Here is a 25,909-nt window from a genome sequence, read left to right as displayed (position 1 = left end):
CTCGGCACTCTCATGACATAATATAAAGAAAGAACAAAAGCTCTGACCTAAATAGACAGAGCTTTAAATAGCGTCATACTGAAATCAATTAATGAGAGACATTAATCATTGTGACACTACCATCATCATTCACTTCGGCGATTTGCCCACTTGGCTCTTCCATTACCATTAACGTCATAAAGCCAATAACAGCGGTGCCTGCAATCACAAAGAAAAAAGTCTGATAGTCAACAAATGATAAGACCGTTAAGTACACTACTGCTCCGACGTTACCATAAGCACCAGTCATACCGGCAATTTGACCTGTCATACGACGTTTAATCAGTGGAACCGTTGCAAACACAGCACCTTCACCGGCTTGGACAAAGAACGAACATGCCATTGCTGCCACGACAGCTAACCATAGTGGCCACTGGCTATCGACTTGCCCCATGACAAAGTAACCAACAGCAAGACCTGCCGTTAAAATTAACAGTGTCGATTTTCGACCAAATTTATCCGAAATCCAACCGCCACCAGGTCTCGACATTAAGTTCATAAAGGCATAGGCCGAAGCAACCATACCAGCCATAACCGGTGTTAGCTCAAAGGTATCAGAGAAAAAGAGTGGCAACATAGAGACAACGGCTAGTTCAGAACCAAAGGTAGCAAAATACAATACATTCAATACCGCAACTTGCTTAAACTTATATTGATGAATTTTAGGGACAGGCTTAGTAAAGACGGATTTGTTGACTCTCCACACTTGTGAAACTTCATAACAATATAGAGCGAATAAGCTGAAGTAAACAGAGTTCACAACGAGATTAGACAGCATATTGATGCCACTTGGTGATAGCTTCCAAGTTAATAGCGCTAAAGCAGCATACATTGGTACCTTCATCACAAGTAAGAAGAAGAAATCACCTTTCGACGTCACTTCCATTGCTGTTGAGTGAGTCGGTTTAAAGTACGTCGAGCCTTTTGGTGTATCCGTGACATTTTTATAGAAAATAAATGCAAATGCTAAACTCATTAACCCAGTGATACCAACCGCATAGCGCCAGCCGTCTTCACCACCAAACATCAATGCCGCCGTTGGTAGAGTAAAGGCTGCAGCCGCTGAACCAAAGTTACCCCAACCGCCGTAGATACCTTCTGCTGTACCAAGTTCATCATGTGGGAACCATTCAGAAACTAAACGTATACCCACCACAAAACCAGCACCAATGAAGCCGAGCAAGAATCGAGCTATCGCTGCTTGAATAAAAGAATCAGCCAGTGCGAACATAAAACAGGGTAGCGAACAAACTGCCAGTAAGGTTGTATAAACCAACCGCGGACCATATTTATCCGTGAGCATACCAACAACAACACGAGCAGGAATGGTTAACGCAACATTTAAAATCAGTAAGGTTTTAATTTCTTCCGTGGTCAAACCTAAGGTCGTTTTTACCATTTGTAGCAATGGTGCAAAGTTAAACCAAACAACAAAGGTGATAAAAAATGCCATCCAACTCAGATGAAGTACTTTCATTTTTCCTGTAAAAGACAAAAGATTAAATTTTGTATTATCCATAATAATTATCCTTTCGTGGTGCGACTAGGCGACTAGTGGTAATTGAATTTGTACTTGATCATCTAGCGTTCGGATCTTAAAACACATAAGTTGATAAGTTGGCTCTTCAACACAAATACCGGTTTTTAAATTAAAGTGTTGTTTATAAAGCGGTGATGCTACGCAGGGTTCTCCTTGAATTGAGCCTATGATCCCGCGAGATATCACGTTCGCCATACCAATTGGGTCATAATTGGATATCGCATATAAGGTTTCACTACGCTGGCAATAAAAAATAGCAACTTGCTGATCTTTTACCTTAGCGCAGATCCCTGTATGTGGGACGAGATCTTCTCTTGAACAAACCGTTATCCAGTTATCCATAACTTCCTCCTAAGTTATTATTTTTATAATAATCAAATTTCAACAACGTCGATTCTTTGCTCAAGCGACTTCACCTGCTTGACCTTATCATTTGGGAAACGCTGATCGCGCGCGGTAACAAACTCCAAGTTATCGTCCACTTCATCACTATTAATAAAGTGCTGAAAACGTTTAAGTTTGTCTGGACTTTCTAAGGTGGTTTTCCATTCGCATTGGTAATGACTGATATTGGTCGCCATCTCTTTTTCAAGCTCTTCAACCAAGTTCAATTTATCGTCAATGACCACTTGTTTTAGATATTCAATCCCGCCCTCTAAGTTTTCTAGCCATACAGAGGTACGCTGCAATCGATCTGCAGTGCGGATATAAAACATGAGAATTCTATCGATATATTGAGTTAGGGTTTTCTCATCAAGATCAGAGGCAAAGAGATCAGCATGGCGCGGGCGCATTCCTCCGTTACCGCAAACATAGAGGTTCCAACCTTTATCCGTGGCAATAATACCAATATCTTTAGATTGAGCTTCAGCACACTCACGAGTACAACCTGAAACGGCAAATTTGAGTTTATGAGGGGAACGTAAGCCTTTGTATCGATTTTCAATATCAATGGCAAAGCCGACACTGTCAGCAACACCATAGCGACACCATGTACTGCCAACGCAAGATTTAACAGTACGCACCGACTTACCATAGGCGTGGCCCGTCTCAAAACCTGCATCAACCAGTCTTTTCCAAATTAGAGGTAATTCATTGAGTTGAGCGCCAAACAAATCAACTCGTTGACCGCCTGTGATTTTTGTATAGAGGTTATAGTCCTTGGCGACCTGCCCTAGAACAATCAGTTTATCTGGCGTTATTTCACCACCAGCAATTCGAGGCACGACAGAGTAAGTCCCATCTTTTTGCATATTACCAAGGTAAATATCATTAGTGTCTTGCAGTTCAAGGTGTTTATCATCGAGTACATAATCGTTCCAATAAGAAGCTAAAATTGATCCTACTGTCGGTTTACACACCGAACAACCGAGCCCAGAACCATAAGCCGTTAATAGCTGATCAAAGGTTTCGATTTTGTTCACGCGAATAATGTCGCTTAACTCCTGGCGAGAATAAGCAAAGTGCTCACAGAGATCATTGTTAACCTCAACACCTAATTGGCTTAGTTCAGAATCAAGTACTTGCTTAGCGAGCGCAGAACAGCCACCACAACCTGTTGATGCATTGGTTGTCTCTTTAAGCATCGCCATAGTCGTACACCCTGCCGAGACCGCTTGCTTGATGTCCCCTTTTGTAACGTCAAAACACGAACAAATCATCGCGGCATCAGGTAAAGCATCGACCCCCATTCCCGCTCCATCAACATCAGCTGAGAAATTAGGTAAAATTAATACGGCTGGATTGTCAGGTAAAGGCATGTCATTTTGTTTAAGCTGTAACAAAGTGCCATACGCATCAGCATCCCCAACTAACACTGCTCCAACTATTTTCTTTCCATCAGAGGAAACAATTAATCGCTTATAGACTTGCTCAATTTCATCGTGATAAGTATAAGACTGCGCACCTTCTATCTGCCCATGAACATCACCAATACTGGCAACATCCACGCCAAGCAGTTTCAGCTTTGTACTCATATCAGCACCATTAAAGCGTAAACTCTCTTCATTTGCTGATAATAGATGTGACGCGGTCACCTTGGCCATTTGATAACCTGGTGCGACCAAGCCAAATATTTTTTGCTGCCAAAGTGCACACTCACCAATGGCATAAATATCATCTGAACTGGTTTGGCAGTGGTCATTAATAACAATTCCACCTCGCTCACCGAGTTCAAGTCCAGCATCACGAGCCAACTCATCTTGCGGTCGAATACCGGCTGAAAATACGATCATATCTGTCTCTAAAAATGAACCATCTGAAAAGTTCATTCGATAACGAGATGTCTCACCTGCGATAATTTCGTTCGTCGCTTTACCGGTGTGAACAGAAACGCCCAAATCTTCAATTTTGCGACGTAAAAGAGCACCACCACCATCATCCAACTGAACAGCCATCAAACGGGGCGCAAATTCGACGACATGAGTTTTTAACCCAAGATTCTTCAGTGCATTGGCCGCTTCTAGACCAAGTAAACCACCACCAATAACAACGCCTGACTGACTCTCTTTGCTTGAATGCTCAATTGCATCTAAATCATCTAACGTGCGATAAACATGACAATGCGCTTGATCATTACCAGGAATCGGTGGCACAAATGGATAAGATCCAGTGGCAAGTATCAATTTATCATAAGGCTCACATCGTCCACTTGCTGTTATAACTTGATGATTCGCAATATCTAACGAGGTGACTTTTTCATCTAGAACAAACTTGACACCATTTTGGTTATAATAATTTTCATCGGTTAACGCTAAGTCATCGGCACTCTTGCCATTAAAGTACGCCGTCAGTTGAACGCGATCATACGCTAACCGGTCCTCCTCTGAGAAAGTGATGATTTCAACATCATCGCAATTGGCTCCAATTAACGTATCAATAAATTTATGACCAACCATTCCATTGCCAACCACGACAATTCTTTTTTTACTATTACGGCTTTGAGTGCTATCTACTATATTCATAATTCCATCCTTGAAAGAACTAGGCTGATAAAGGTAAGGCTTGCGATTGATGGGCGTCTTGCTGTTGAGTTTTCAGATCTGAATTGGCCAATTTTTCCAACCATTGCATTTTCTTAGCAACGGTGACGACTTGACCTATAACGATTAAAGCTGGTGACTGAACCTCATGCTTAACCTTTAGCTGATCAAGCTCTGCCAGATGACCAATAATGGTTCTTTGTTGTGGGCAACAGCCATTTTCAATTAACGCAACGGGCATTGATGGCGACATTCCAGCGGCTATTAGCTGCTCTGAAATAAGTGAGGTTTTACTTAAGCCCATATAAATAACTAAGGTTTGGTTTAGTTGAGCTAATGCTTGCCACTTTATATCGAGCTCTTTTTCTGCATGTGCGGTAATAAATGTACACCCTTGCGCTAACCCTCGATGTGTTAATGGGATTTGAGCATACGTTGTACAGCCAGATGCCGAAGTAATGCCAGGAATCACATCAACCTCAACACCACTTTGGCTAAGGAGGAGCATTTCTTCACCACCTCGACCAAAGATAAATGCATCGCCTCCTTTTACTCGGCATACACTTGAGCCAGACAGTGCTTTTTCAATGAGAAGTTGATTGATATCTTGCTGGCTAGAACTATGACAACCCTTAGCTTTACCAACATAAATCTGTACTGTTTGGCTGGGAAAAAGTGCACGTATCTCTTCACTCACCAGATTGTCAAAAACGATAATGTCAGCGGTTTGAATGGCTTTAAATGCTTTAATCGTCAACAATTCTGGATCTCCTGGACCGGCTCCCACTAAGGTCACTTTGCCTATATTCTTCTGTACTTTTTGCATATCCAACTCCCTTTAGCTCAAGAGATAAACTAAATCTCATTGACCAATTAGGGCAGCAAAGAAAGTGCCAGTTCAAAAAATACACAATAAATAAATTCAAATTCACTTGGTAAACATAATGTTAAAAATAAAAACACCCTCATAACTAGGCAAGTGTACTAATATAAAAACGTTCAAAAAATGCAATTAAAGCCCCCTTTGGTGCAAAAGCACATCAAAACAGTGCAACAATTAAATAAACTCCCACTATAATCACCATTACACCACATACCACTTTAGAGGTATATACATATAAAGTGCTGTAAACATTTATAAAAACAACAAAAACTCTCCATTTAACTATCTTCCCACTATATGGCTTAAAGATTGCTTCTATAGATAAATATTTAACAACTGTAACATCAAGCTCTATTTGTATGAGTAAGGTAGGGACAATGATAAGTAATGATGGATGGATTAAAACAACCTGTGCCTATTGTGGAGTAGGTTGTGGCATTGAAGCCAAACCCAATGCGCAAGGAGGGCTTGATATTAGAGGTGATAAACAGCATCCCTCCAACTATGGAAAGCTATGCACAAAGGGAGTTGCGCTTGGTGATACAGTTATTACTGATGGGCGCTTAATGGTACCGCTAAAGCGAAACCGTATTAATCATCAGTCATTCGTCACCGATATTAGTTGGGATGAAGCAACAAAAACGGTCGCTGAAAAGTTTCAGCAAACCATTCAAGAGTATGGTCCAGACTCCGTTGCTTTTTATGTCTCAGGGCAACTTTTGACTGAAGATTACTATGTCGCTAATAAATTAATGAAAGGCTTTATTGGTAGCAGTAATATTGATAGCAACTCGCGACTGTGCATGGCTTCTTCTGTCGCAGGTCATAAACGCGCTTTTGGTACCGATACGGTCCCGATCTGCTATGAAGACTTAGAACAAGCTGAAATGGTGATCATAACAGGCTCTAATTTAGCTTGGTGTCATCCAGTTTTATTTCAACGCTTACGTCTTGCTAAACAAAATAATCCACAACTCAATATTGTCGTTATTGATCCTCGTAAAACAGCAACGTGTGAAATTTCTGATCTCCATCTAGCATTAAAGTCTGGCTCAGATGTCTCATTATTTAATGGTCTACTTGCTTATCTTTCTGACAATAATAGCCTTGATCAACAGTATATTGAACAGTACACCGATGGATTTGAACAAGCGCTCACTCTTGCAAAACAGAGCCTTAACCTCGAACAAAATAGCAATGTAGAACAAATAACGGGCATTGCTTCTGATGATTTAGCCACCTTCTACTCCGCCTTCTCTACGACTCAAAAAGTCGTCACGATCTACTCTCAAGGTGTCAATCAATCCTCTCAAGGTACTGATAAAGTAAACAGCATTCTCAATTGTCACCTAGCGACAGGGAAAATAGGCAAAGAAGGTTGTGGTCCCTTCTCCATCACCGGTCAACCTAATGCAATGGGAGGGCGAGAAGTCGGTGGATTAGCCAATACGTTAGCAGCGCATATGGAGTTCGAAAATCCTAAGCATCATCAAATGATCAGTGACTTCTGGCAAACGAACAATCTTGCTGACCAACCAGGTCTTAAAGCCATTGATCTCTTTGATGCAATGGAACAAGGCAAAATCAAAGCCGTTTGGATTATGGCGACCAACCCAATGGTAAGTTTACCCGATAGCGCAAAAATAAAATCCGCTCTCGAAAAGTGCCCTTTTGTTGTCGTCTCCGACTGTATTGCTGATACTGAAACGACTCAACTCGCCGATATGGTTTTGCCTGCTCAAGGGTGGAGTGAAAAATCGGGTACTGTCACCAACTCTGAGCGTAGAATATCGCGTCAACGCCGACTATTCCCTAGCCCAGGGTTGGCTAAGCCTGATTGGTGGATAGTCAGTCAAGTTGCACAAAAGATGGGGTTTATCACTGCTTTTGATTATGCCCATGAGGGAGAGATTTTTAATGAGTACGCCCAATTAACAAGCTTAGATAATGCCATGGGAGAAAACCGCGACCTATCCCTAATTGGATTAACCAACTTAGATGCTAAAGGGTACAGTGAACTGACGCCACAACAATGGCCAGTACTAATAAAACAAACTGAAATCGTTCATCAGCGTATGTTTCATGACCAGCAATTTTTTACTACGAATAAAAAAGCGCAGTTTATTGCCGTCCAACATCAGCAACCTCAAAGCCAAGTCGATACCTCCTACCCACTTTTACTTAATAGCGGGCGGATCAGAGATCATTGGCATACGATGACACGTACCGGCCTCTCTTCTCGTTTAGCCAGTCACACCCCAGAGCCTTATGTCACCATCCACCCGCGAACAGCACAGCAATACCAGCTACAACACAACGCGATTAGTATGATAGAGAGTGCTCAAGGACAAGTGTTGGCTAGAGTTGATGTCAACGAATCAATAGCACCAGGTGAGCTATTCATGCCAATCCATTGGAATCAACTTACGGCAAAAAACAGTAAGCCGTGCGATTTGATTAAGCCGAATGCAGATAGTCGCTCAGGTCAACCGGAATTCAAGCACACACCAGTAACCATTCGTCCATGGCACTACCGAACGGAAGCCATTTTCATTAGTAAAAACAGCATTAACTTTGAATCCTTTGACTACTGGGTTAAGCAAAAAGTCGAGCATGGCTATCTATATCGACTTGCCTCTCATTTAAACCCAATCGAATTAACCCTACAACTCAGCCATTTTCTTGATGCTGATAGTGATAAAAAATTATCCTATGAGAGCAATGATGATAGCGGTAATTTTAGAGTGGCGACGATAAAGTCAATGAGAGTAAATCGAGCTTTCTTAGTGAAAACGCCTATTTCTGAGCTCGATGTAGAATGGTTAGAAGCGGTATGCGCCAGTGCCATTGATAATGAAGGTGAGCAACGGTTTATGCAGAGGGAGTATGTAGATTAAGTGAATAATTTAGATATAAAAAAACCGAAGTTTGCATATACTCTCAACGATAAAGAGCAAAGAGTGCAAGCTTCGGTTTCATAGTCTATTAGGGATATTGTCTATCAGGGATAAACTAGCCCATTAGCGGTTTACTCACCATCATCAACTTTAGGTGCGACTTTTTTCTTAGGGATAAAGACGCTATCACCCACTGCAACATTTTGATGGAAGCTCTTATCGCGTTTCTTCTGCTTCTTAGGTGTCGTGCTGCCTTTTGGCTTGCTCGATTTCTTCGCTGGACCACCCTTTTTAAATGGTAGATTACGAGGGCGTAGGCCTTTAAATTTACCTTTTAAGCCTTCCAATACAGAGAAGCTAAGATCTTGCTGTAAGAATGTTTCTACACGCTTAAAGCTATCCCAGTCTTTTGGACCGACGAGTGATACCGCATCACCTTTGTTACCAGCACGACCAGTACGACCAACACGGTGAACGTACTCTTCGGTATGCTTTGGCATATCAAAGTTAATAACGTGCGTTACATTGGCAATATCAAGACCACGAGAAGCAACATCGGTTGTTACCAAGATCTTAAACACAAAGCGCTCAAATTGGCTCATGATTGCGCTACGTTGCGTTTGATTTAAGCTGCCACTTAATGCAACGGCTTTTAATTTCTTCTCATTTAACTTAGCGGTTAGACGCTCAGTATCAATACGTGTTGCGGTAAAGATGATGACCTGACGATATTCCGCTTCTTCTAGAATGCGGTCTAACAGTGCTTCTTTATGGTCTAGGTGATCACACAGGTAAAATTTCTGCGTAATATCTTTGTGCTCTTCATTTGAAACACCAATGGCAATACGCTTTGGTGAATCTAACATCTCAGCCGCAATACCATTGACTTCATCATGGTCAAGCGTTGCTGAGAACATTAGCGTCTGACGACGACGGTGACGAGCTGCATTGTTAATACGGCGCAGTTCTGGAGCAAAACCTAGATCAAGCATACGGTCGGCTTCATCTAAAACCAAGGTATCAACGCCATCTAAAAACGTTGATTTATGCTCAAGGTGATCAGCTAAGCGACCTGGTGTTGCAACAATAAAGCGTGGGTACTTGCGTAATGCTTTTACCTGATCGTTGAAGTTTTCACCACCAACAATAAGAGCAGCATCGTAAGATAAGCCACCTAGCATTGAACGAAGTTCACCGTAAACTTGTTTTGCTAGCTCACGCGTTGGAGCCAAAATAACACCACGAGGATCTCGTGCTGAGAATGCTTTTGACTTAAGAGCCTTATGCAGCATAGGTAAAACGAATGCTAAAGTTTTGCCAGATCCAGTTTTTGACGAAGCTAATAAATCCTTTCCTGCGATAGCTACAGGGATAGCTTGTTTTTGAATATCGGTTGCTTGCTTAAAATCGTAGTGTTTTAAGGTTTTCAGTAACCGATTATCTAGGCCTAAATCTTTAAAGTGCAATGGACTCTCCAGTCTTGATCAATTTTAATTAAATAACACTACATAATACCGCGAAAACACCAAACATGGATAGCGATCACACAAAATTATTCTTAATTAATTAACCTCTACTTCCTGTGACCCATGTTAAGCATTTGAATCAAAATAGAGAAAAAAGATAATTAAAGTAAAATAACATCGCACAAAATTAGGCTGTATGTAAATTTGTCGCTACAATGATATATGTTGCTACTCTATGATTTACAACATATATGGCGACTATCGATATTTATCAAACAAGGAGTTCCTATGAATAAAACGTTAATCGCGGTAGCTGCTGCATCTGTATTTGTACTTGCGGGCTGTTCTTCAAGTGATAAAGTTGCTGATGTTGGCATGTCTGAGCTGCAAAACCAAGTTGCTCAACTGAGCCAAGAAGTCTCTGCACTAAAAAGTGAACAAAAGAGTGCTGAAATGAAAGCGTCTGAAGCAAGTCAAGCGGCCATGACTGCAAAAGAAGATGCTGAGCGTGCGAACGATCGTATTGATAACATTGCTCGCTCATACACTAAGTAATTTACTTACTTAGTAAAATAATCATCCGTCATTGGAACTTAATCATACGAGCTAAGTTTCAATGATTAATGATAGTAACGCCTACTCATTAGTAGGCGTTACTATTTCTATCGGTAAGCCATTTTGAGCAAGTATCACTGATTTTGCTTTGCTTAATGAAAAATTATACATCTCTAACCATCGATTTAAATCGCTCGGCAATTCTAATTCTTTCTTGGTCCCATTGCTGCGTGTCAATGGTTCGTGAACCTCAATAAACACACTACGGTCTGGCTCAAATGCGACTTTAATTGGCTCATCAATTATGCGCACCTTTTCACCTTTCTTAACTTGATTAAAAAGCCACTCAATATCTTTTGGCTCCATACGTATACAGCCAGAACTGACTCGTAGACCAATACCAAAGTCCTTATTTGTACCATGAATAAGATAATCCCCCATCCCATAGGAAAGACGCAAAGCATACTCACCAAGCGGATTATCAGGCCCTGCAGGAACAACAGTGGGCAACGTCACTCCCTTTTCTAAATACTCTTTACGAATTGATTGAGGAGGTGTCCAGGTAGGGTTAGCTCGCTTCTGACTTATGCTGGTTTTCATTTCAGGGGTATCACGCCCAATTCTACCGATTCCGACAGGGAAAATATGTACTTGATCTTTCTTCGGTTCAAAATAGTAAAGTCTCAGCTCTGCTAAGTTAATTACAATCCCCTCTTTTGGGACATCGGGCAAAATTAGCTGTGTTGGGATAGTCAAAACATGACCATCTGCAGGTAAAAAAGGATCAACGCCCTGATTTGCTGCCATTAAAGCTAAAAATCCAACATCATAGTGCTTCGCTATATTGGCGAGCGTTTCGCCTTTATCAACCATGTGCCTTTGTAGACGACCGACCATTTTACTTTCATCACTTGGTAGAGAATAAGTTGCAGCAAGTAAGCACCCACTACTGGCTGATAAACACAGGCCCAATAAAGCGCTTTTCCACTTTCTTGGCAAACATGGTTTTGCTATTTGATGAATGGCATTAAAAAAAATCATTGGCTGCTATCCTTTGCGGCTTTGTATGCCGCTAAAGTTACCCCTCTTTCAACTTTATGATCAATGATTGGTTGGGGATAATCTAACATTTGTGAACCCTCCCACATCCAAGGTTGATGAATCCACTTATCCGGCACACTTTCAAGCTCAGGTAACCAGTAACGAATAAATTCGCCTTGTGCATCAAATCGTTCGCTTTGGCTTACAGGGTTAAAGATCCTAAAGTATGGCTGCCCATCACAACCTGTAGAGGCTGACCATTGCCAACCACCGTTGTTGGCAGCAAAATCGCCATCAATTAATTGGCTCATAAAATACGCTTCACCTTCTCGCCAGTTGAGATGTAAATCTTTAGTCAGGAAGCTGGCAACAACCATACGTAAACGATTATGCATCCAACCGGTTTGATTTAGCTGTCTCATGGCAGCATCAACCAGTGGAAAGCCTGTTTTACCTTGCTGCCAAGCCTGTAGTGCTTGTAGGTTATCATGCCAACCAATATCCTCACTCCAGGTAACGAACGCATGACCTCTCGACAACTTTGGCTCAAAAGAGAGTAAATGTTGATAAAATTCACGCCATATTAATTCACTGAGCCAAATCTGCTTACCTGTACTAAGTACTCCCGCTTGGCTTTGCATATATAAACGAGCAATACATTGACGAACCGAAAGCGCTCCAATGGCTAGATAGGGTGAAAGTCGACTGGTTGTATCGAGAGAGGGAAAGTCGCGCTCAACATCATATTGGTCAACATGCTGAGTGCAAAATGTACGTAACTGGCGAATAATGTCACTACTTTCCACTTTCCAGGCCTGACTATTTTTACGTGAGTATGAGAACCGAATTGAATCCGACAATTCACTAAAATTGGACTCGTTTGCAAGCTCACTTTGCATGTCAGATAGATTATATTCTTGTGCATGTGGGGAAGTAACATGTGGTGGTGTAAATCGATTTAACCAACTTTTCTTAAAAGGGGTAAATACTTTAAAATATGTACCTTGCTTATTTAAAACGTCACCAGGGGCAAACACACATTTATCATCGAACAAAGATAGAGTGCATTGAGAATCAAGTAGGGAAGATTTTAATAACCGATCTCTGTGTTCCTCATTCACTTCATACTCTTTATTAGCAAAAATATGATCGGCATCGAATGAATTAGCTAAATGGGTTATGGCATCGACACTTGCTGAATAGTTACTTACTTCACAATACAATAAGGGAATATTTAGCTTTTTGAGATCATCACGGAGTGCAAACAAGCGACGGTAAATTAGGTCAGCTTGAATCGGTGACATGTGATGTTGACCCCATTGCTCTGGCGTGGCAATAAAAACAGCAACAACAGGACGATTCGCCTCCAAGGCAAACCTAAGCGCTGTGTTATCAATCACTCGCAAATCTCGACGAAACCATATCAAATTCATTCTTAATGCACCTACCTTCACTAAATAATCTATTTGATTAATAGACTTCCTTTCCAAGCATAGCAAATAGTGGTAATTTCACCGTTCAACAGATTTAGTTATCAATAGTAGTGTTAAAGTATCATCAAGCTGGTTTTGTGATCATGCTCTCATGTCATCCTGCTTGATGCCGTTACTATCAGCTGAAAATAAAAAACCAAATTCAATATAATTTAGTAATACACATTACCAATGTCATTTACTTAATGAAAACGGAGAAACAATTATGGCTACCCCTCATATTAATGCTCAAGTTGGTGATTTTGCAGAAACAGTTCTAATGCCAGGTGATCCACTTCGCGCTAAATACATTGCTGAAACTTTTTTAGATGACGTAAAGCAAGTATGTGATGTACGCAATATGTTTGGTTACACTGGTACCTACAAAGGTAAAAAAGTATCGGTTATGGGTCACGGTATGGGTATTCCTTCATGCTGTATCTATGTACATGAATTAATTGCTGAGTTTGGTGTAAAGAATGTAATCCGCGTTGGTAGCTGTGGTGCTGTACGTGATGACGTTAAGCTGATGGACGTTGTGATTGGTATGGGCGCGTCAACGGATTCAAAAGTAAACCGTATCCGTTTCAATAACCATGATTTCGCAGCAATCGCTGACTTTGGTTTACTGGAAGAATCAGTAAAACAAGCACGTGCTCATAATGTACCAGTAAAAGTTGGTAACGTATTTTCTGCTGACCTATTTTACACACCTGAAGCTGACATTTTTGAAAAAATGGACAAGCTAGGCATCCTAGGTGTTGATATGGAAGCGGCTGGCATTTACGGTGTTGCTGCTGATCTAAAAGCAAAAGCACTGACAATTTTAACCGTTTCAGACCACATCATTCGTGGCGAAAAACTGAGCTCAGAAGAACGCCAAAAATCATTTAACGACATGATGGTTGTTGCATTGGAAACGGCAATTAACATCTAATCTAATTGATATAATAGGATACTGCCAACATGGTTTGGCAGTATTTAGCTAAGGAAAGCGACTGTGTCAAATGGCAAACTCCCCAATGTGGCACATGGATTACAGCTCAACTTTTGTAAAACACTAGCCTGCAAGAACTTTGGTTCTAGCGATCCTATACACTATATTTTGCAACATACAAACCCGAAACGCCCCACAATGATATGTCGAGAGTGTGGTGCATTTCCTCCTCTACTGAATAACCAAGATGTATTAGACGAATACCAACGTTTAAAACAAGATGAAAATAGCAACCTGCTGGCATGTAGAAATTCACAATGTCATCAGTTTGGCTTATCTGTTCATACCCATAAGCACCTTTACCATGCTTTTGGATTTAGTGGCGATCGTCAACGCTACCGATGTAAAGCGTGCCTAGCAACCTTTGTTGATAAATGCTCTGGTAAAAATAAAGATCTTGCCTTTCAAGAGCAACTTCTTGCCCTATTGTTTATGGGGTATTCTGTACGTGAAATCTGCCGAAAACTCGCAGTAAACCCTAAAACGTTTTACGATCATCTAAGGTATATTGCTAACCGCTGCCGAGACAAATTAACGGTGACCGATCATCGCTGGTTAACACAGGCAACAAGCTATCAATTCGCTTCTCACTATCATGCCCTGCAACCCAACAGCAACAATGGGGTTTACTGGCTGATGACCGGTGAAGCGCATTCAGGGTATATTCTTTCCCAACATATTAACTATACTTCTGATACAAAAGAACAAATAAGTCGTGAACATAATGCTTATAAGCCCAATGCTCGCTATGTCGCAACCGATTTCAGCCCAGAAGCAACCCAAACTAAAACCGCTTCATCACACAAGCTCAATGCCTTAATTGAACAGCAATATCAAACCATTCTAGCGCGTAGTAATGTTGAAGATCCGATGGGGGATCTCACTTCATTTACTTACCCATCGAAAGGGGCATTAATCCGACCACCCTATACTGCCTACGCACACTTTTTACATCTGTTTAATTTATGCGATCAAAATAAACCGATTGCTCTCTATCTACCTCAAGATCCTTTATTACGTTCTGCAGCATTAAGCTTATCTTTAGATAGAATTGAAAGTCATAAAATTGACCTAATGTATGTACAAGAAGAGAGTGGTTGGGATCAGCAATATAGCTCTGATAAAGTTGATATCGTCTATATGAGTTGGTGGCGTGACCGCTGGGCAATTGGTACTCAAAATCATCACCAAAAAGGGCTATGTTACCTGGCTGGTGATAATAATAACTTAGAGCACTGGTTACAGTTTGCCTCCCTACAACAGACAGAGTTTTACCAACAGCGCTTTCAGTTACTATTTAGTCATTTTATTAATGAACCTCGCCGCAAATTACGTCCAGCAGGGTTACTGCCTTTATTGGATATTTTTCGCGCATGGCACAACCTCTGCTATCAACAAAAAGATGGGCAAACCGCAGCGCAAAAACTAGGATTAACCAAGCAGCCAATGACCGTCAATCAACTTCTCTCTTAGTCTTATTTTTTATCTCACCTTTTAACACAACCCTGTTGACTACCTTTGCTTGCCGAATACCCAGAGGCAAGCCTATTACCTGCGTCACTATCAATTAAATTTCTCTTATCGAGTTGTATTAATCTCTTTTATAACAAATAATTAACCAGTAAGTATCATTAAGGTCAATTATCCAACAAGGATGTGTTATGTTTTTAGATTATTTCGCACTCGGTCTACTCGTTTTTGTCGCGCTCGTTATCTTTTATGGGATTATTGTTATCCATGATATTCCCTACGAGATTGCCAAGGAGCGCGGTCATCCACACCAAGACGCCATCCATGTATCTGGTTGGGTTAGCCTATTCACTCTACATACTATTTGGCCTTTCCTATGGATATGGGCAACATTATGGCGTAAAGATCGTGGATGGGGTTTTGATAAAATTAAGGAAGAACAGCAAGATATACATCATCGGGTTGATCAGTTAATCGATCAAGTTGCACTTCTCGAACAAGAGCTAAAACAAATAAACTCTCAAACGACTTTGGATAAAGCTCCACCCCATACTTCCCCATCACCTGAGCAAGGAGCTGAATAATGGATTTATTACTAATAATGACTTATGCCGCCTTGTGTATTGCGATCTTTAAAATATTTAACATCCCACTCAATAAGTGGACAGTACCAACAGCAGTATTAGGTGGCGTCGTTTTAATTGGTACATTGATTCTATTAATGAACTACAACCATCCCTTTACACAGATCGGCAATCAGGTTTATGCCACAACACCGATAGTGTCTGGCGTGCGTGGAAAAGTGATAGAAGTCCCCGTTAAACCAAATGTGCAGTTAAAAAAAGGGGATGTGTTATTCAAAATAGATCCGATCCCTTTTCAAGCTGAGGTATCAAAGCTCAAAGCAGAGATAATGGAAGCAAGCCAAGATGCCCTAGTGCTAGAGTCCAATGTCGCTGAAGCGGAAGCCGCTACCGTTAGAGCAGAAGCTGAAAGGGATAAAGCAAAACGGGAGTATGATCGATATCAGCGAGGCTACAAAAAGGGGGCATTTACAGAGCAACAAGTTGACACACGCTTACAAAATTACAAAGCAGCAGAAGCCGAGCTAAAAGTCAGCAATGCACAATTAAAACAAGCCAACATCGCATTAGAGTCAGAAATCAATGGTGAAAATACAGCCGTCGCTGGGTTACTTGCTGAACTAAGAAAAGCAGAATTTAACCTGCAGCAAACGGTTGTTCAGGCTCCAACAGATGGTTATGTTACTCAATTAGCGCTCCGCCCAGGAGTCATGGCGGTACCTCTTCCACTTGCGCCTGTTATGACCTTTGTCCATACAGAAGAAAAGCTTTATACCGCAGCCTTCAGACAAAATTCATTACAACGCCTAGCTCCGGGTTTTGAAGCAGAATTTATGTTCCGTGCGCTACCTGGAAAGGTATTTAAAGGAGAAGTGATACAACGATTACCTGCTATTGCTGAAAGCCAGTTTCAAGCGAGGGGATCACTATTAGGTACTAACGCATTAAGAACCGATGGACGAGTTTTCGTTACCCTGGCTATCAATGATGACCTCTCCAATTATGATTTACCCTTAGGCACAGCTGTCGAAGTTGCCGTTTATTCAGATAGTTTTACTCATGTATCCGTTATGCGCAAGGTGTTAATTAGAATGAAGAGTTGGCAGAATTATTTATACCTCGACCATTAATAACCAATAAAAATAGAAGGGGCTTATCTAAGTCTCTTCTATTACCTATTGAATATATTATCTAGCAACCACTATCACATAATGATCTATTAAAAACTGCCAACTCAATATAAATACAATTAAATCATTCTCAGACAGCTAATATCCATAAGGTTTATTAACTAATACATAAGTTTTTCTAAAGCGAACTCTATACTTCATTATTCATCTCTTCGTTAACAAGGTGTAATTATAATGGCACTCTGTCGATAAGTTGACAGGGTACAAAAAAACGCTCCCACAATTTGATTAAATGTATGCTTTTCTCCTCTAGGTCTTGACTCACTATTCCACATAGGATACTAATTCCTTTGTAAATCCAGACTGAATAAGTTCACATATTTCTAACACACCTACCCTTACCTAGGGTGAGAGTAAAAAAATTGTTAATACTCTTAAGTTTTAAGGCCTAAAGATGAAAGTTCTCATTATTGAAGACGATCAAATACAAGCAATTAGCTTGAAGTTAATATTAAACAAATTAGGTTTTAATGATATTGTTATTTCACATACAGGGAAAGACTCCCTGGAATTATGCGCTAAGGAAAGATTTACACATATTTTTTGTGACATTCAGTTACCTGATACTGATGGCATTATAGTTTTAAATACAATATCAAATAAACAACAACATGCTAATGTCATTATATTAAGCAGCAGCGATCAAAGCGTTATAAAACTCGCTTATTTAGCTTGTAAAGAATTAAAATTTAATAATGTCAATGCGATACAAAAACCATTCGCATCTGATGATATATCCAAAGCACTTGAGGTTGATGATTCCAAACCCAAAGTAAATATACAAGCATCACAAACGCATCTATTTACTGAAGAAGAAGTGATCAAAGCGGTTGAAAATGGTGAAATATTTTACTTCTACCAACCACAAGTTAACTTTAAGTCAAATATTATTGTTGGTGTTGAGGCGCTCATTCGTTGGGATCATCCAACATTGGGTATCCTAACGCCTAACCACTTTATGCCATATATTAATGAAAGAGAAAATTATAACTTGCTCTTTCATACTGTATTGCATAAGTCTGTCAGAGCAATTCAGAGCTTAAATCTATCAACACCTATCAAGCTGTCGATAAACTTAACGCAGCGTGATCTGGAGTGCTCTGATATTTGTAATGAAATTATCGATACCTGCAAGGCGGAAGGGTTTAACTACCATAACCTTGTTTTAGAGTTAACGGAAAGTCATATCTATTCTGCTGACTCAAATTCACTGATTAATTTAGCTCGCCTGAAAATGCTTGGGGTCAAATTTGCCATTGATGACTTTGGTATCGGCTACTCGTCTTTACAAAAAATAACCCAAATACCTTTTGATACTTTGAAGATCGATCGCTGCTTTGTCCGTAATATGCTTGACGATTTTCAGCATGCCCTTATTGTTAAACTCTGTATCGGTACGGCAAAAGCACTACAACTGAATGTCGTAGTCGAAGGTGTAGAAGATGAGGTGACATGGCAATGCCTTAAAGATATGGATGCTGATGAATGCCAAGGCTACTTCACTGGTCGCCCTATGTCGATCCATGCTTTAAAACAAGAGTTAATGAAACAAAAGACTCAGACAGATAGCGAACAACTGAATGTATTAATTGTCGATGAACAGCCAATTCTTGGTACAGCATTAAAAAACCAACTATTATTGAACACTCAAGTAGAAAGTGTACACCGTGTTACGAATAGTCACCAAGCACTGAACCACATTCGAGATACGCTGTGTAACTTACTAATTGTTAATCTACCTTTAACAAATGAAGATGACGCTAAGATCATAGAAAAAATTGACTCTTCCAACTTCAACGGTCGGGTGATTTTTATTTCAGAACAAAGTGACCTCTTTTGTGATGCGAATAGTCATATCATTGATGCTGGCTATATTAGCAACACGCTTGAGCTTGATGTAATGGTAGAAAACATATTGAATTTTGCTCATAAAAATACTTTATCGGCAAAAAATGCTGCATCGACGGTTCCACTCGATGCCCTTTCAAAGCGAGAATTAGAGGTTTTAAAGCTACTCATTGAAGGTGTCGGCAATAAAGCGATAGCTAACCAGTTAAGTATTAACGTAAAAACGGTTAGTACCTATAAATATCGCTTGCTTGAAAAGTTGAATGTGAAGTCTCTTGTTGAACTACTAAAATATCATAACTTTTAAATACTTATTAGCTTTTTCTCTCACAAATAGAGTCAAAGCTAATATTGAACCCATTGGTGCTTAATTGAATTTGTGATTGAACAACATAGAATAAAAAACTACTATCAATAGTTTAGATTAAATGTTCTGTACTCATGGAGAGTTCAATTAATGCACGTATCGGCTGTGAAACATAAATCAAATAAAGACTCATCAAACATCACAACGATCAATAGCACTGATGCTTTAGAGATGATTGAGCACAGCAGCGAAATGACGCTTAACGTTACAACACCTGTCGGTATTAAGTTTATTACTGCGACAAAATTTATTGGCGTTCATAGCAGTGGTAGCATACTCATTGAGACTCCTAACATTTCTGATGATGATTTCTCTTTTTATTTCCAGCCAGGATTTTGGATAAAAGTCAAAGCTTTCTGTTACCGAGGTGAAGGTGCTGTTGTTCAGTTTCGTAGTCAACTGCAGCACTCAATCTCTGAACCACTACCTATGCTAATGCTTTCTATCCCAGCCAATATGCAAATCGCTCAACTACGTAAAGAAACTCGCTACAATGTCAATCTATCAGCCAAAGCCTCATTTGATGGTAATAGCATTGACTGTGAGATAAGAGATTTGTCCAAAGGAGGGTGTCGATTCTTTACTCCACCGCTTGGTAAACCAATTCAAATTGGTGACCAAGTGTCTATTTCGGTCCATTCAGGGACGACCCGAAAAACTCACTTCAGCCCACTGAAAGGAAAAGTTTGTAATTCGCAAAAGTCATACCATTACTCACGCTATGGCTTAGAGTTTAATAATGAAGGGCATGAGAACGTTAAAGATCTTTTATCTCACCTAAAGTTTGATGGTACTAAATTAATTTTCCGTAACTAAACCTGAACACCAATCAAGTGCTATAACTGCGACTACAACAGGAATGGCACTTTAATAAATCTAAACTTCATTTGAATGATGCTAAGTAAGACCTCTACACATTCAATCTAAAGCGGCGTTAACTACTTTCTCAATGCATTGAGTTTAGTTTGAGCTAGACCAAAAATAGTATCGACAGGGTATGCCCCCTCATCATTTAACTCACCCGCTTTTTTACCTGTAAATATTTCAATCGCTTCTGATACATGCTCAATAGCCCAAATATGAAACTCACCACGCTCGACCGCTTTAACAATATCCGCTCGTAGCATCAAATTATGCTGATTTGAGTGTGGGATGATGACGCCTTGAGTCAAAGTTCGACCTTTAATACTACACACATCAAAAAAACCTTCGATCTTTTCATTTACCCCACCAATCGGCTGTGATTCACCAAACTGATTCATTGAGCCGGTGATCGCAATATCTTGTCGATTGGCTTGTTTCGAGAATGCAGAGACTATCGCACAAAATTCAGCCATGCTGGCACTATCGCCATCAACACCGCCATAAGATTGTTCAAAGGTTATGTGAGTCGTTAACGGTACTTTGGCTGTGCGTCCAAACACTGAAGATAAGTAGGCGGATAAGATCATGACGCCTTTCGAGTGAATACTTCCTCCAAGATCAACATTTCTCTCGATATCAATAACATCACCATTACCATACGCGGTTGTTGCAGTGATCCGATTCGGTGCTCCAAACATATGATCCGTCGTGCTCAGCACCGACAAAGCATTCACTTGACCTATAGCGTGGCCATCCGTGTGAATTAGCGTAGTACCATTAATGAAGGTTTCCATCACGTTATCTTGCAAGCGATTAACTCTAAGCAACTGATTGGCGAGAGCTTGCTCGACGTGACTAGCGCGAATCAAATTGGATTTCGATATTTTAGCAACGTAATTTGACTCTCGTAGCAAGTTGGCAATTTGAGCTGAGTGTAATGATAACTTACTCTGATCGCCTGACTGGCGTGAGCTGTACTCAATAATACGTGCCATCGCCTTTCTATCACAATGAAGCATATTATTGTCATGCACGATGCTAGAAATAAAGCGAGCATAGTGCATTTCAGAATCTGTGGTTCGCTGCATTTCATCTTCAAAATCAGCCGTTACCCGGAACAATTCAGCAAACTCAGCATCATAATGACGTAATAATTGATAAGTTTTATAATCACCAAATAAGATAATTTTCACATCAAGAGGAATAGGTTCAGGATCTAAAGATACCGTCCCCGTTAAGGTCACTTCTTTTTCTAAAGAGGTAAAGCTCAACTGGCGGGAGCGTAAAGCTCGTTTTAGCCCATCCCAGACATAAGGTTGTTCAAGAACTTTAACCGCATCCATCAGTAATACCCCGCCATTCGCCTTGTGTAAGCTTCCAGCGCGTATTAATGAGAAATCAGTAAAGACTGTTCCTTTAAAAGTGGCGGTTTCGACATAGCCAAACAGTGAGTGATAATTCGGGTGCTCTTCAACAATGATCGGGAAGGTTTTATCTTGTTGACTGACTAACACATTAACTTTATAGCGACGTGGTAACTTTTTATCTAACGAAGCGGAGGCAATTTCTGCCTGATCATTGCTCTCTGCTTGCTCTAAGAAAATATCCGCATTATCAACAATGTCTTTTTGTAAATCGGTAAGGTGTTTTTTTATCTCTGGATACTGAGCGTAATCTTTTTTCAACTTTTTAATAAAATGAGCAATCACATCTAATGCAACTTCATCATTCAATTTTTGAATTTTTTCAGAATAGGTCTCTTCAAGCTCTGTTAATGAGCGTGACATATTACGTAAGCTCACCTCTAGTCCATCAATAGTTTTATCAAATTGCTCTTGCTCTTTTGGGCTCAATGCATCAAAGCTCTCTTCGGTATGCATTTCTTCGCCATTCATCGCAACAAATTGATAATCGCCTTGATTAGTAAGCGTTAAGCTAATGCCCTGCTTAACCGCTTCCTTATTAATTCCATCTAAAGCGGCTTGCTGTTTTTTCGCTAACTGATTTTTTAATTTATCCGCACGGCTAAAGTACATTTCATTATCAAACGCTAGAGGCATAGCTTTTAATAACTTGACCATTAATACTTCAATATCTTGCCTAAAGGTATTGCCAACCCCACAAGGTAACTTTAATACTTTCGGCGTTCTGATATTGTCAAAATTGGCTAAGTAGCACCAATCAAAGACTTCATCACTCTCTGGCTGGTGACGACTTAAGTAGCGCAAAATCATCGTCCGCTTACCCAGCCCATTTTGACCGATTGCATAAATATTGTAGCCTTTTTCTTTAATCGACATTGCAAACTCAACCGCTTTTTGAGCCCGCTCTTGCCCCACAATTTCATCAATCGGAGCTAATTCTTTCGTCGACTTACAAGGCAGATTATCTAAATCCGCAACACGGTATAATGCTTGTGAATTGAGCTTATGGATCGCCATAAAAGTCCTTTAAATTCCATTTAGTTAACTTTAGTGTAGTCGTAAAAATCGCGTTTTTTAGTGACTTAACTTACAGGGTTATTTAAGCGCTCAATAATTATACCATTTTGGTTGGTAATCAGGTCAAAATAGGTTCGATTCAACGCTTAAAACTTCCTTGCTCTAGCCGTAATTGATAGCCATTAAAAAAGCCAGAAATGAGTGAGTCATTTCTGGCTTATCAATACAATATAACTGCAATTGTTATTAGTTATATGTCACTTCTTTTACGCGAATCTTTTCTTTCTCGATTTTGCTGCGATCTAACTCTTGAATCGCTTTTACTGCATCATCCATTTCTGGCATTTCTACAAAACCAAATCCTTTTGAACGCCCCGTTTCTTCATCCATTACTAGGTTACAAGAAACGACAGCACCGTATTGCTCAAACAGGGCTTTTAACTCATCTTGAGTTGTGGTGCGTGGTAGGTTACGAACTAATAATTTCATAGGAATATCTTATTTTTATCATCTACAGTAAAGGTGATTATCACAGAAGCCAAGCCATAAACCAAGCTGATATATTAGATTAAATGCGATGCTAGGTTTTGCTTCACTTTTTTCTTCAAGCATGATTAAGGACAGGCTATAGTCTACGTATAATCAATAGTGATGAGTACGTAATGTAATGGCAAAGAAATATTATGTCGTTTGGAAGGGTCGAAAAACAGGTATTTTCACCGATTGGGCAACTTGTAAAAGCCACGTTGATGGGTTCAATGGTGCTCGCTATAAGTCATTTAAAACAAAAGAAGAAGCGCAATTAGCGTTTGAAGGAAAGTCGAATTCAGGCTCATCAGCAACACCGACTAAGAAAACAGCAGCAAGTAAAAATAGCGTAAAGACCTATACCGCTAAAGAAATTATTGCTTTGCAAAGCGATGTTACTATCTTTACCGATGGAGGATGTGACCCAAACCCTGGTCGTTCGGGTTCAGGAATTGCCGTTTACCACCATAACCAGCTCGCCGAGTTATGGTATGGCTTATATCACCCTCAGGGCACGAATAACACGGCCGAGTTGAATGCCTTAAACCAAGCGTTAATTATGGCTAAAAGTGCCATATTAAGCTCAAAATCCGTCAGCATTTGTTGTGATTCTAAATACTCCATTCAGTGTATTACCCAATGGGCAGCGAATTGGAAAAAGAATGGCTGGAAAAAATCAGGCGGTGAGATTAAGAACTTAGCTCTTATACAGGAAATGTTTGCCCGTTATACCGAGATTAAAGATAAGGTTGCTATCTTGCATGTTAATGGTCACGTTGGCGTGGAAGGCAATGAATTAGCCGATAGAATGTCGATTCATGCCATTAAGAGCCAAGATGCTGGTTTTCATCGCTACGCTGATACTATGGATGTAAATACAATACTTGCTATGACATCAGGTTAAAGTAAACTGGCTAGTATCTGATTTGGGTTACTAGCCTATAAAGTACATACTGACCATCACAACTGCCACGAATATAAGCAGCCAAAGAGTCCGCTTAACACGCTTTGAGTATTGTGGCTTTAATCGCGAATACTGCTTTAGTACCGACATGCTCGATGATTGTTGAAATTGATTCGCTTGCCAGGCTCTTTTTAAGTCCGTTTGATGAGCCATGTTGGTAAAATGGGTCCGTTGCTCTGGTGTAAAATCAAAATCTAATGCCATATCTTTACGATTTTTTTTTCTTTTACTCACAACGCCCCCTTAATACATGTATCTATACCAACAGATAACTCTGTCATTCATATAAGTATAGTTATAATTTCATCCGTTAAGATAGTTCAAAAAACAACCCTAGAAGTATTCGCATAAATAAGCCGTTGGTGTCACGACTTTTACATCAAATGAGGAGTTACTTGCTATTTCAAAATATTCACCACAAACAAAAGTAACCCAGTCATCGTCTCCCACTCGTTTAATGGTTAATGACCCCTTCACTACCGTCATTTTTTCAGGTGCAGAGGTACCAAAAGTGTATTCACCCACATCCATAACACCCACGCTACTCTCTGTTTCTTTTTGGCTAAAACCAAGCGACTTAACACCACCAGAAAAATACGTATTTTCTATAATCATTGCTGATACATCCCTGCTTTCTATTTAAGGTAAATTTGTTCTCCAATCTTAGCTTACTTAATAATCCATTTACATATTTAATCTTTATACCATTTGGATTAACGATAAGATCACAATAGAATCATCAAAAAAAATTTATCATACAAATAAATATGACGTAAAATTCAACCTCACTCAATCTTGGACATACATTATCAAATGGCACATTTACTAGACCAACTGCTCTTTTCTATCTCAATTACTGGTCCTATTTGTATCATGCTGCTGCTCGGTGTGATTTTAAAGCGCGTCGGGATCATTAATGAGAATTTCATTGATGTTGCCTCTAAGATCGTTTTTCAAATAACATTACCTGCTATGTTATTTTTAAGCATCATCAATTCTGAGCATGACTTTGCAGCAAGTGGAACTTTGCTTATCTATGGATTAATCGCCAATATTCTCTTTTATCTTTTCACTACACTAAGTACGCATATCTTCTTTAAAAAACCAGAGGATAAAGGGGTTATTATTCAAGGTGGCTTCCGCTCGAATACAGCGATTATTGCGCTTGCTTACGTTGCCAATGTTTATGGCGATGAAGGAGTGGCACTCGCTGCGATCTATGTTGCTGCCTGTACATTACTCTATAATATTCTAGCCGTTATCGCTTTGTCACCAAAGGGAGAAGAATCGAGCTCTAAAGCGCTTGGGGTTATAACAAAAACCTTAACAAAAAACCCGCTCATTATTGCTATTTTTCTTGGTATGCTTTTCTATTTCCTATCGATACCAGTACCAAAAGTTATTACTGATGCAGGTCAATACTTTGCCAATATGACTCTACCACTCGCGCTACTATGTACCGGTGGCGCCCTCAATATTGGTTCACTTAGAGAAGAGACATTCTCGACCTTTTTCTCAACAGGTTACAAACTGGTTTTGTGCCCACTGTTGATCACACTCGGAGCTTACTGTATCGGTTTTACGGAGCTAGATTTAGGGTTAGTCTTCTTTATGAGTGCTGCACCTACCGCTGCTGCAAGTTATATTATGGCAAGAGCGATGGGCGGTAATGCTGTTTTAGCGGCGAATATCATCGCATTAACGACCGTTTTATCTCTAGTGACATGCACTATGGGCATTTTTATACTCTCTACGTTTAACTTACTGTAAAAAATAAAAAAC

Annotated in this window: 21 protein-coding genes; 10 read left to right on the top strand and 11 right to left on the bottom strand. The window is 40.0% G+C overall.

Translation table 11 applies throughout. The features are described 5' to 3' along the window. Nucleotides 1-88 precede the first annotated feature (88 nt). Genes BCU68_RS09005 through cobA form a run of 4 tightly spaced genes read right to left on the bottom strand, consistent with a single transcriptional unit; the run spans nucleotide 89 to nucleotide 5,386 of the window. Nucleotides 89-1,558, bottom strand: a complete 1,470-nt coding sequence (locus BCU68_RS09005; RefSeq protein ID WP_102564442.1) for a NarK family nitrate/nitrite MFS transporter — start codon at nucleotides 1,556-1,558, stop codon at nucleotides 89-91. A 24-nt stretch (nucleotides 1,559-1,582) separates the two neighbouring features. Beyond that, complete coding sequence (gene nirD / locus BCU68_RS09000; protein WP_102564441.1) at nucleotides 1,583-1,921, bottom strand: nitrite reductase small subunit NirD; 339 nt, start codon at nucleotides 1,919-1,921, stop codon at nucleotides 1,583-1,585. A gap of 32 nt (nucleotides 1,922-1,953) precedes the next feature. After that, nucleotides 1,954-4,542, bottom strand: coding sequence for a nitrite reductase large subunit NirB (nirB, locus tag BCU68_RS08995; protein WP_102564440.1), 2,589 nt, complete (start codon nucleotides 4,540-4,542; stop codon nucleotides 1,954-1,956). 19 nt (nucleotides 4,543-4,561) lie between these two features. Beyond that, nucleotides 4,562-5,386 carry a uroporphyrinogen-III C-methyltransferase gene (gene cobA / locus BCU68_RS08990; RefSeq protein ID WP_102564439.1) on the bottom strand — a complete coding sequence of 275 codons (825 nt, stop codon included), beginning with the start codon at nucleotides 5,384-5,386 and terminating at the stop codon, nucleotides 4,562-4,564. Nucleotides 5,387-5,820: 434 nt separating this feature from the next. Between cobA and BCU68_RS08985 the strand changes: the two genes are divergently transcribed. Further along, nucleotides 5,821-8,340 (top strand): nitrate reductase, encoded by a 2,520-nt coding sequence (locus tag BCU68_RS08985; protein ID WP_102564438.1) that lies wholly within the window; start codon nucleotides 5,821-5,823, stop codon nucleotides 8,338-8,340. A gap of 131 nt (nucleotides 8,341-8,471) precedes the next feature. Here BCU68_RS08985 and BCU68_RS08980 read toward each other — a convergent pair whose 3' ends face one another. Beyond that, nucleotides 8,472-9,806, bottom strand: coding sequence for a DEAD/DEAH box helicase (locus BCU68_RS08980; RefSeq protein WP_102564437.1), 1,335 nt, complete (start codon nucleotides 9,804-9,806; stop codon nucleotides 8,472-8,474). 288 nt (nucleotides 9,807-10,094) lie between these two features. On the opposite strand from BCU68_RS08980, the gene BCU68_RS08975 reads away from it, so the two are divergent. Next, the gene (locus tag BCU68_RS08975; RefSeq protein ID WP_102564436.1) at nucleotides 10,095-10,361 is read left to right on the top strand and encodes an Lpp/OprI family alanine-zipper lipoprotein; all 267 of its coding nucleotides are present in this window, start codon (nucleotides 10,095-10,097) and stop codon (nucleotides 10,359-10,361) included. Nucleotides 10,362-10,442: 81 nt separating this feature from the next. Here BCU68_RS08975 and BCU68_RS08970 read toward each other — a convergent pair whose 3' ends face one another. Then, a complete protein-coding gene (locus tag BCU68_RS08970) occupies nucleotides 10,443-11,402 on the bottom strand; it encodes a L,D-transpeptidase family protein (RefSeq protein ID WP_102564435.1) in 960 nt (319 codons plus the stop codon). Further along, a complete protein-coding gene (gene phrB, locus BCU68_RS08965) occupies nucleotides 11,399-12,835 on the bottom strand; it encodes a deoxyribodipyrimidine photo-lyase (protein ID WP_102564434.1) in 1,437 nt (478 codons plus the stop codon). The genes BCU68_RS08970 and phrB overlap by 4 nt, the downstream gene beginning before the upstream one ends. Before the next feature lie 265 nt (nucleotides 12,836-13,100). On the opposite strand from phrB, the gene deoD reads away from it, so the two are divergent. The 6 genes from deoD (at nucleotide 13,101) to BCU68_RS08935 (ending at nucleotide 20,146) form a co-directional block, all read left to right on the top strand. Further along, entirely contained in the window at nucleotides 13,101-13,811 is a 711-nt protein-coding gene (gene deoD, locus BCU68_RS08960; protein ID WP_102564433.1) for a purine-nucleoside phosphorylase, read from the top strand. Between the two features lie 63 nt (nucleotides 13,812-13,874). Further along, a complete protein-coding gene (locus BCU68_RS08955) occupies nucleotides 13,875-15,344 on the top strand; it encodes a lactate dehydrogenase (protein WP_102564432.1) in 1,470 nt (489 codons plus the stop codon). 188 nt (nucleotides 15,345-15,532) lie between these two features. After that, entirely contained in the window at nucleotides 15,533-15,925 is a 393-nt protein-coding gene (locus BCU68_RS08950) for a DUF3302 domain-containing protein (protein ID WP_102564431.1), read from the top strand. Then, nucleotides 15,925-17,055, top strand: a complete 1,131-nt coding sequence (locus tag BCU68_RS08945) for an HlyD family secretion protein (protein WP_102564430.1) — start codon at nucleotides 15,925-15,927, stop codon at nucleotides 17,053-17,055. Before BCU68_RS08950 ends, BCU68_RS08945 begins: the two co-directional genes overlap by 1 nt. Before the next feature lie 454 nt (nucleotides 17,056-17,509). Then, a complete protein-coding gene (locus BCU68_RS08940; protein ID WP_102564429.1) occupies nucleotides 17,510-19,270 on the top strand; it encodes an EAL domain-containing protein in 1,761 nt (586 codons plus the stop codon). Between the two features lie 150 nt (nucleotides 19,271-19,420). Then, the gene (locus tag BCU68_RS08935; protein ID WP_102564428.1) at nucleotides 19,421-20,146 is read left to right on the top strand and encodes a flagellar brake protein; all 726 of its coding nucleotides are present in this window, start codon (nucleotides 19,421-19,423) and stop codon (nucleotides 20,144-20,146) included. 122 nt (nucleotides 20,147-20,268) lie between these two features. Here the strand turns inward: BCU68_RS08935 and BCU68_RS08930 are convergent, their stop codons facing one another. Further along, complete coding sequence (locus BCU68_RS08930; RefSeq protein WP_102564427.1) at nucleotides 20,269-22,635, bottom strand: ATP-binding protein; 2,367 nt, start codon at nucleotides 22,633-22,635, stop codon at nucleotides 20,269-20,271. Nucleotides 22,636-22,881: 246 nt separating this feature from the next. Beyond that, entirely contained in the window at nucleotides 22,882-23,124 is a 243-nt protein-coding gene (locus tag BCU68_RS08925; RefSeq protein WP_102564426.1) for an RNA recognition motif containing protein, read from the bottom strand. A 178-nt stretch (nucleotides 23,125-23,302) separates the two neighbouring features. Here BCU68_RS08925 and BCU68_RS08920 point away from each other — a divergent pair, with 178 nt between their 5' ends. Continuing rightward, nucleotides 23,303-24,067, top strand: coding sequence for a ribonuclease H family protein (locus BCU68_RS08920; protein ID WP_102564425.1), 765 nt, complete (start codon nucleotides 23,303-23,305; stop codon nucleotides 24,065-24,067). A gap of 30 nt (nucleotides 24,068-24,097) precedes the next feature. Here BCU68_RS08920 and BCU68_RS08915 read toward each other — a convergent pair whose 3' ends face one another. Beyond that, on the bottom strand, nucleotides 24,098-24,361 hold the full coding sequence (locus tag BCU68_RS08915; protein WP_102564424.1) for a hypothetical protein: 264 nt from the start codon (nucleotides 24,359-24,361) through the stop codon (nucleotides 24,098-24,100). A 99-nt stretch (nucleotides 24,362-24,460) separates the two neighbouring features. Further along, nucleotides 24,461-24,742 (bottom strand): pyrimidine/purine nucleoside phosphorylase, encoded by a 282-nt coding sequence (locus BCU68_RS08910; protein ID WP_102564423.1) that lies wholly within the window; start codon nucleotides 24,740-24,742, stop codon nucleotides 24,461-24,463. A 198-nt stretch (nucleotides 24,743-24,940) separates the two neighbouring features. On the opposite strand from BCU68_RS08910, the gene BCU68_RS08905 reads away from it, so the two are divergent. Further along, nucleotides 24,941-25,897 (top strand): AEC family transporter, encoded by a 957-nt coding sequence (locus tag BCU68_RS08905; protein ID WP_102564422.1) that lies wholly within the window; start codon nucleotides 24,941-24,943, stop codon nucleotides 25,895-25,897. Nucleotides 25,898-25,909: the final 12 nt, after the last annotated feature.

The sequence above is a fragment of the Vibrio sp. 10N.286.49.B3 genome, from assembly GCF_002873395.1.
Lineage (GTDB): Bacteria > Pseudomonadota > Gammaproteobacteria > Enterobacterales > Vibrionaceae > Vibrio.
The sequence above is the reverse complement of the archived record's forward strand: the minus strand, read 5'-3'. Positions and strand labels throughout refer to the sequence as shown.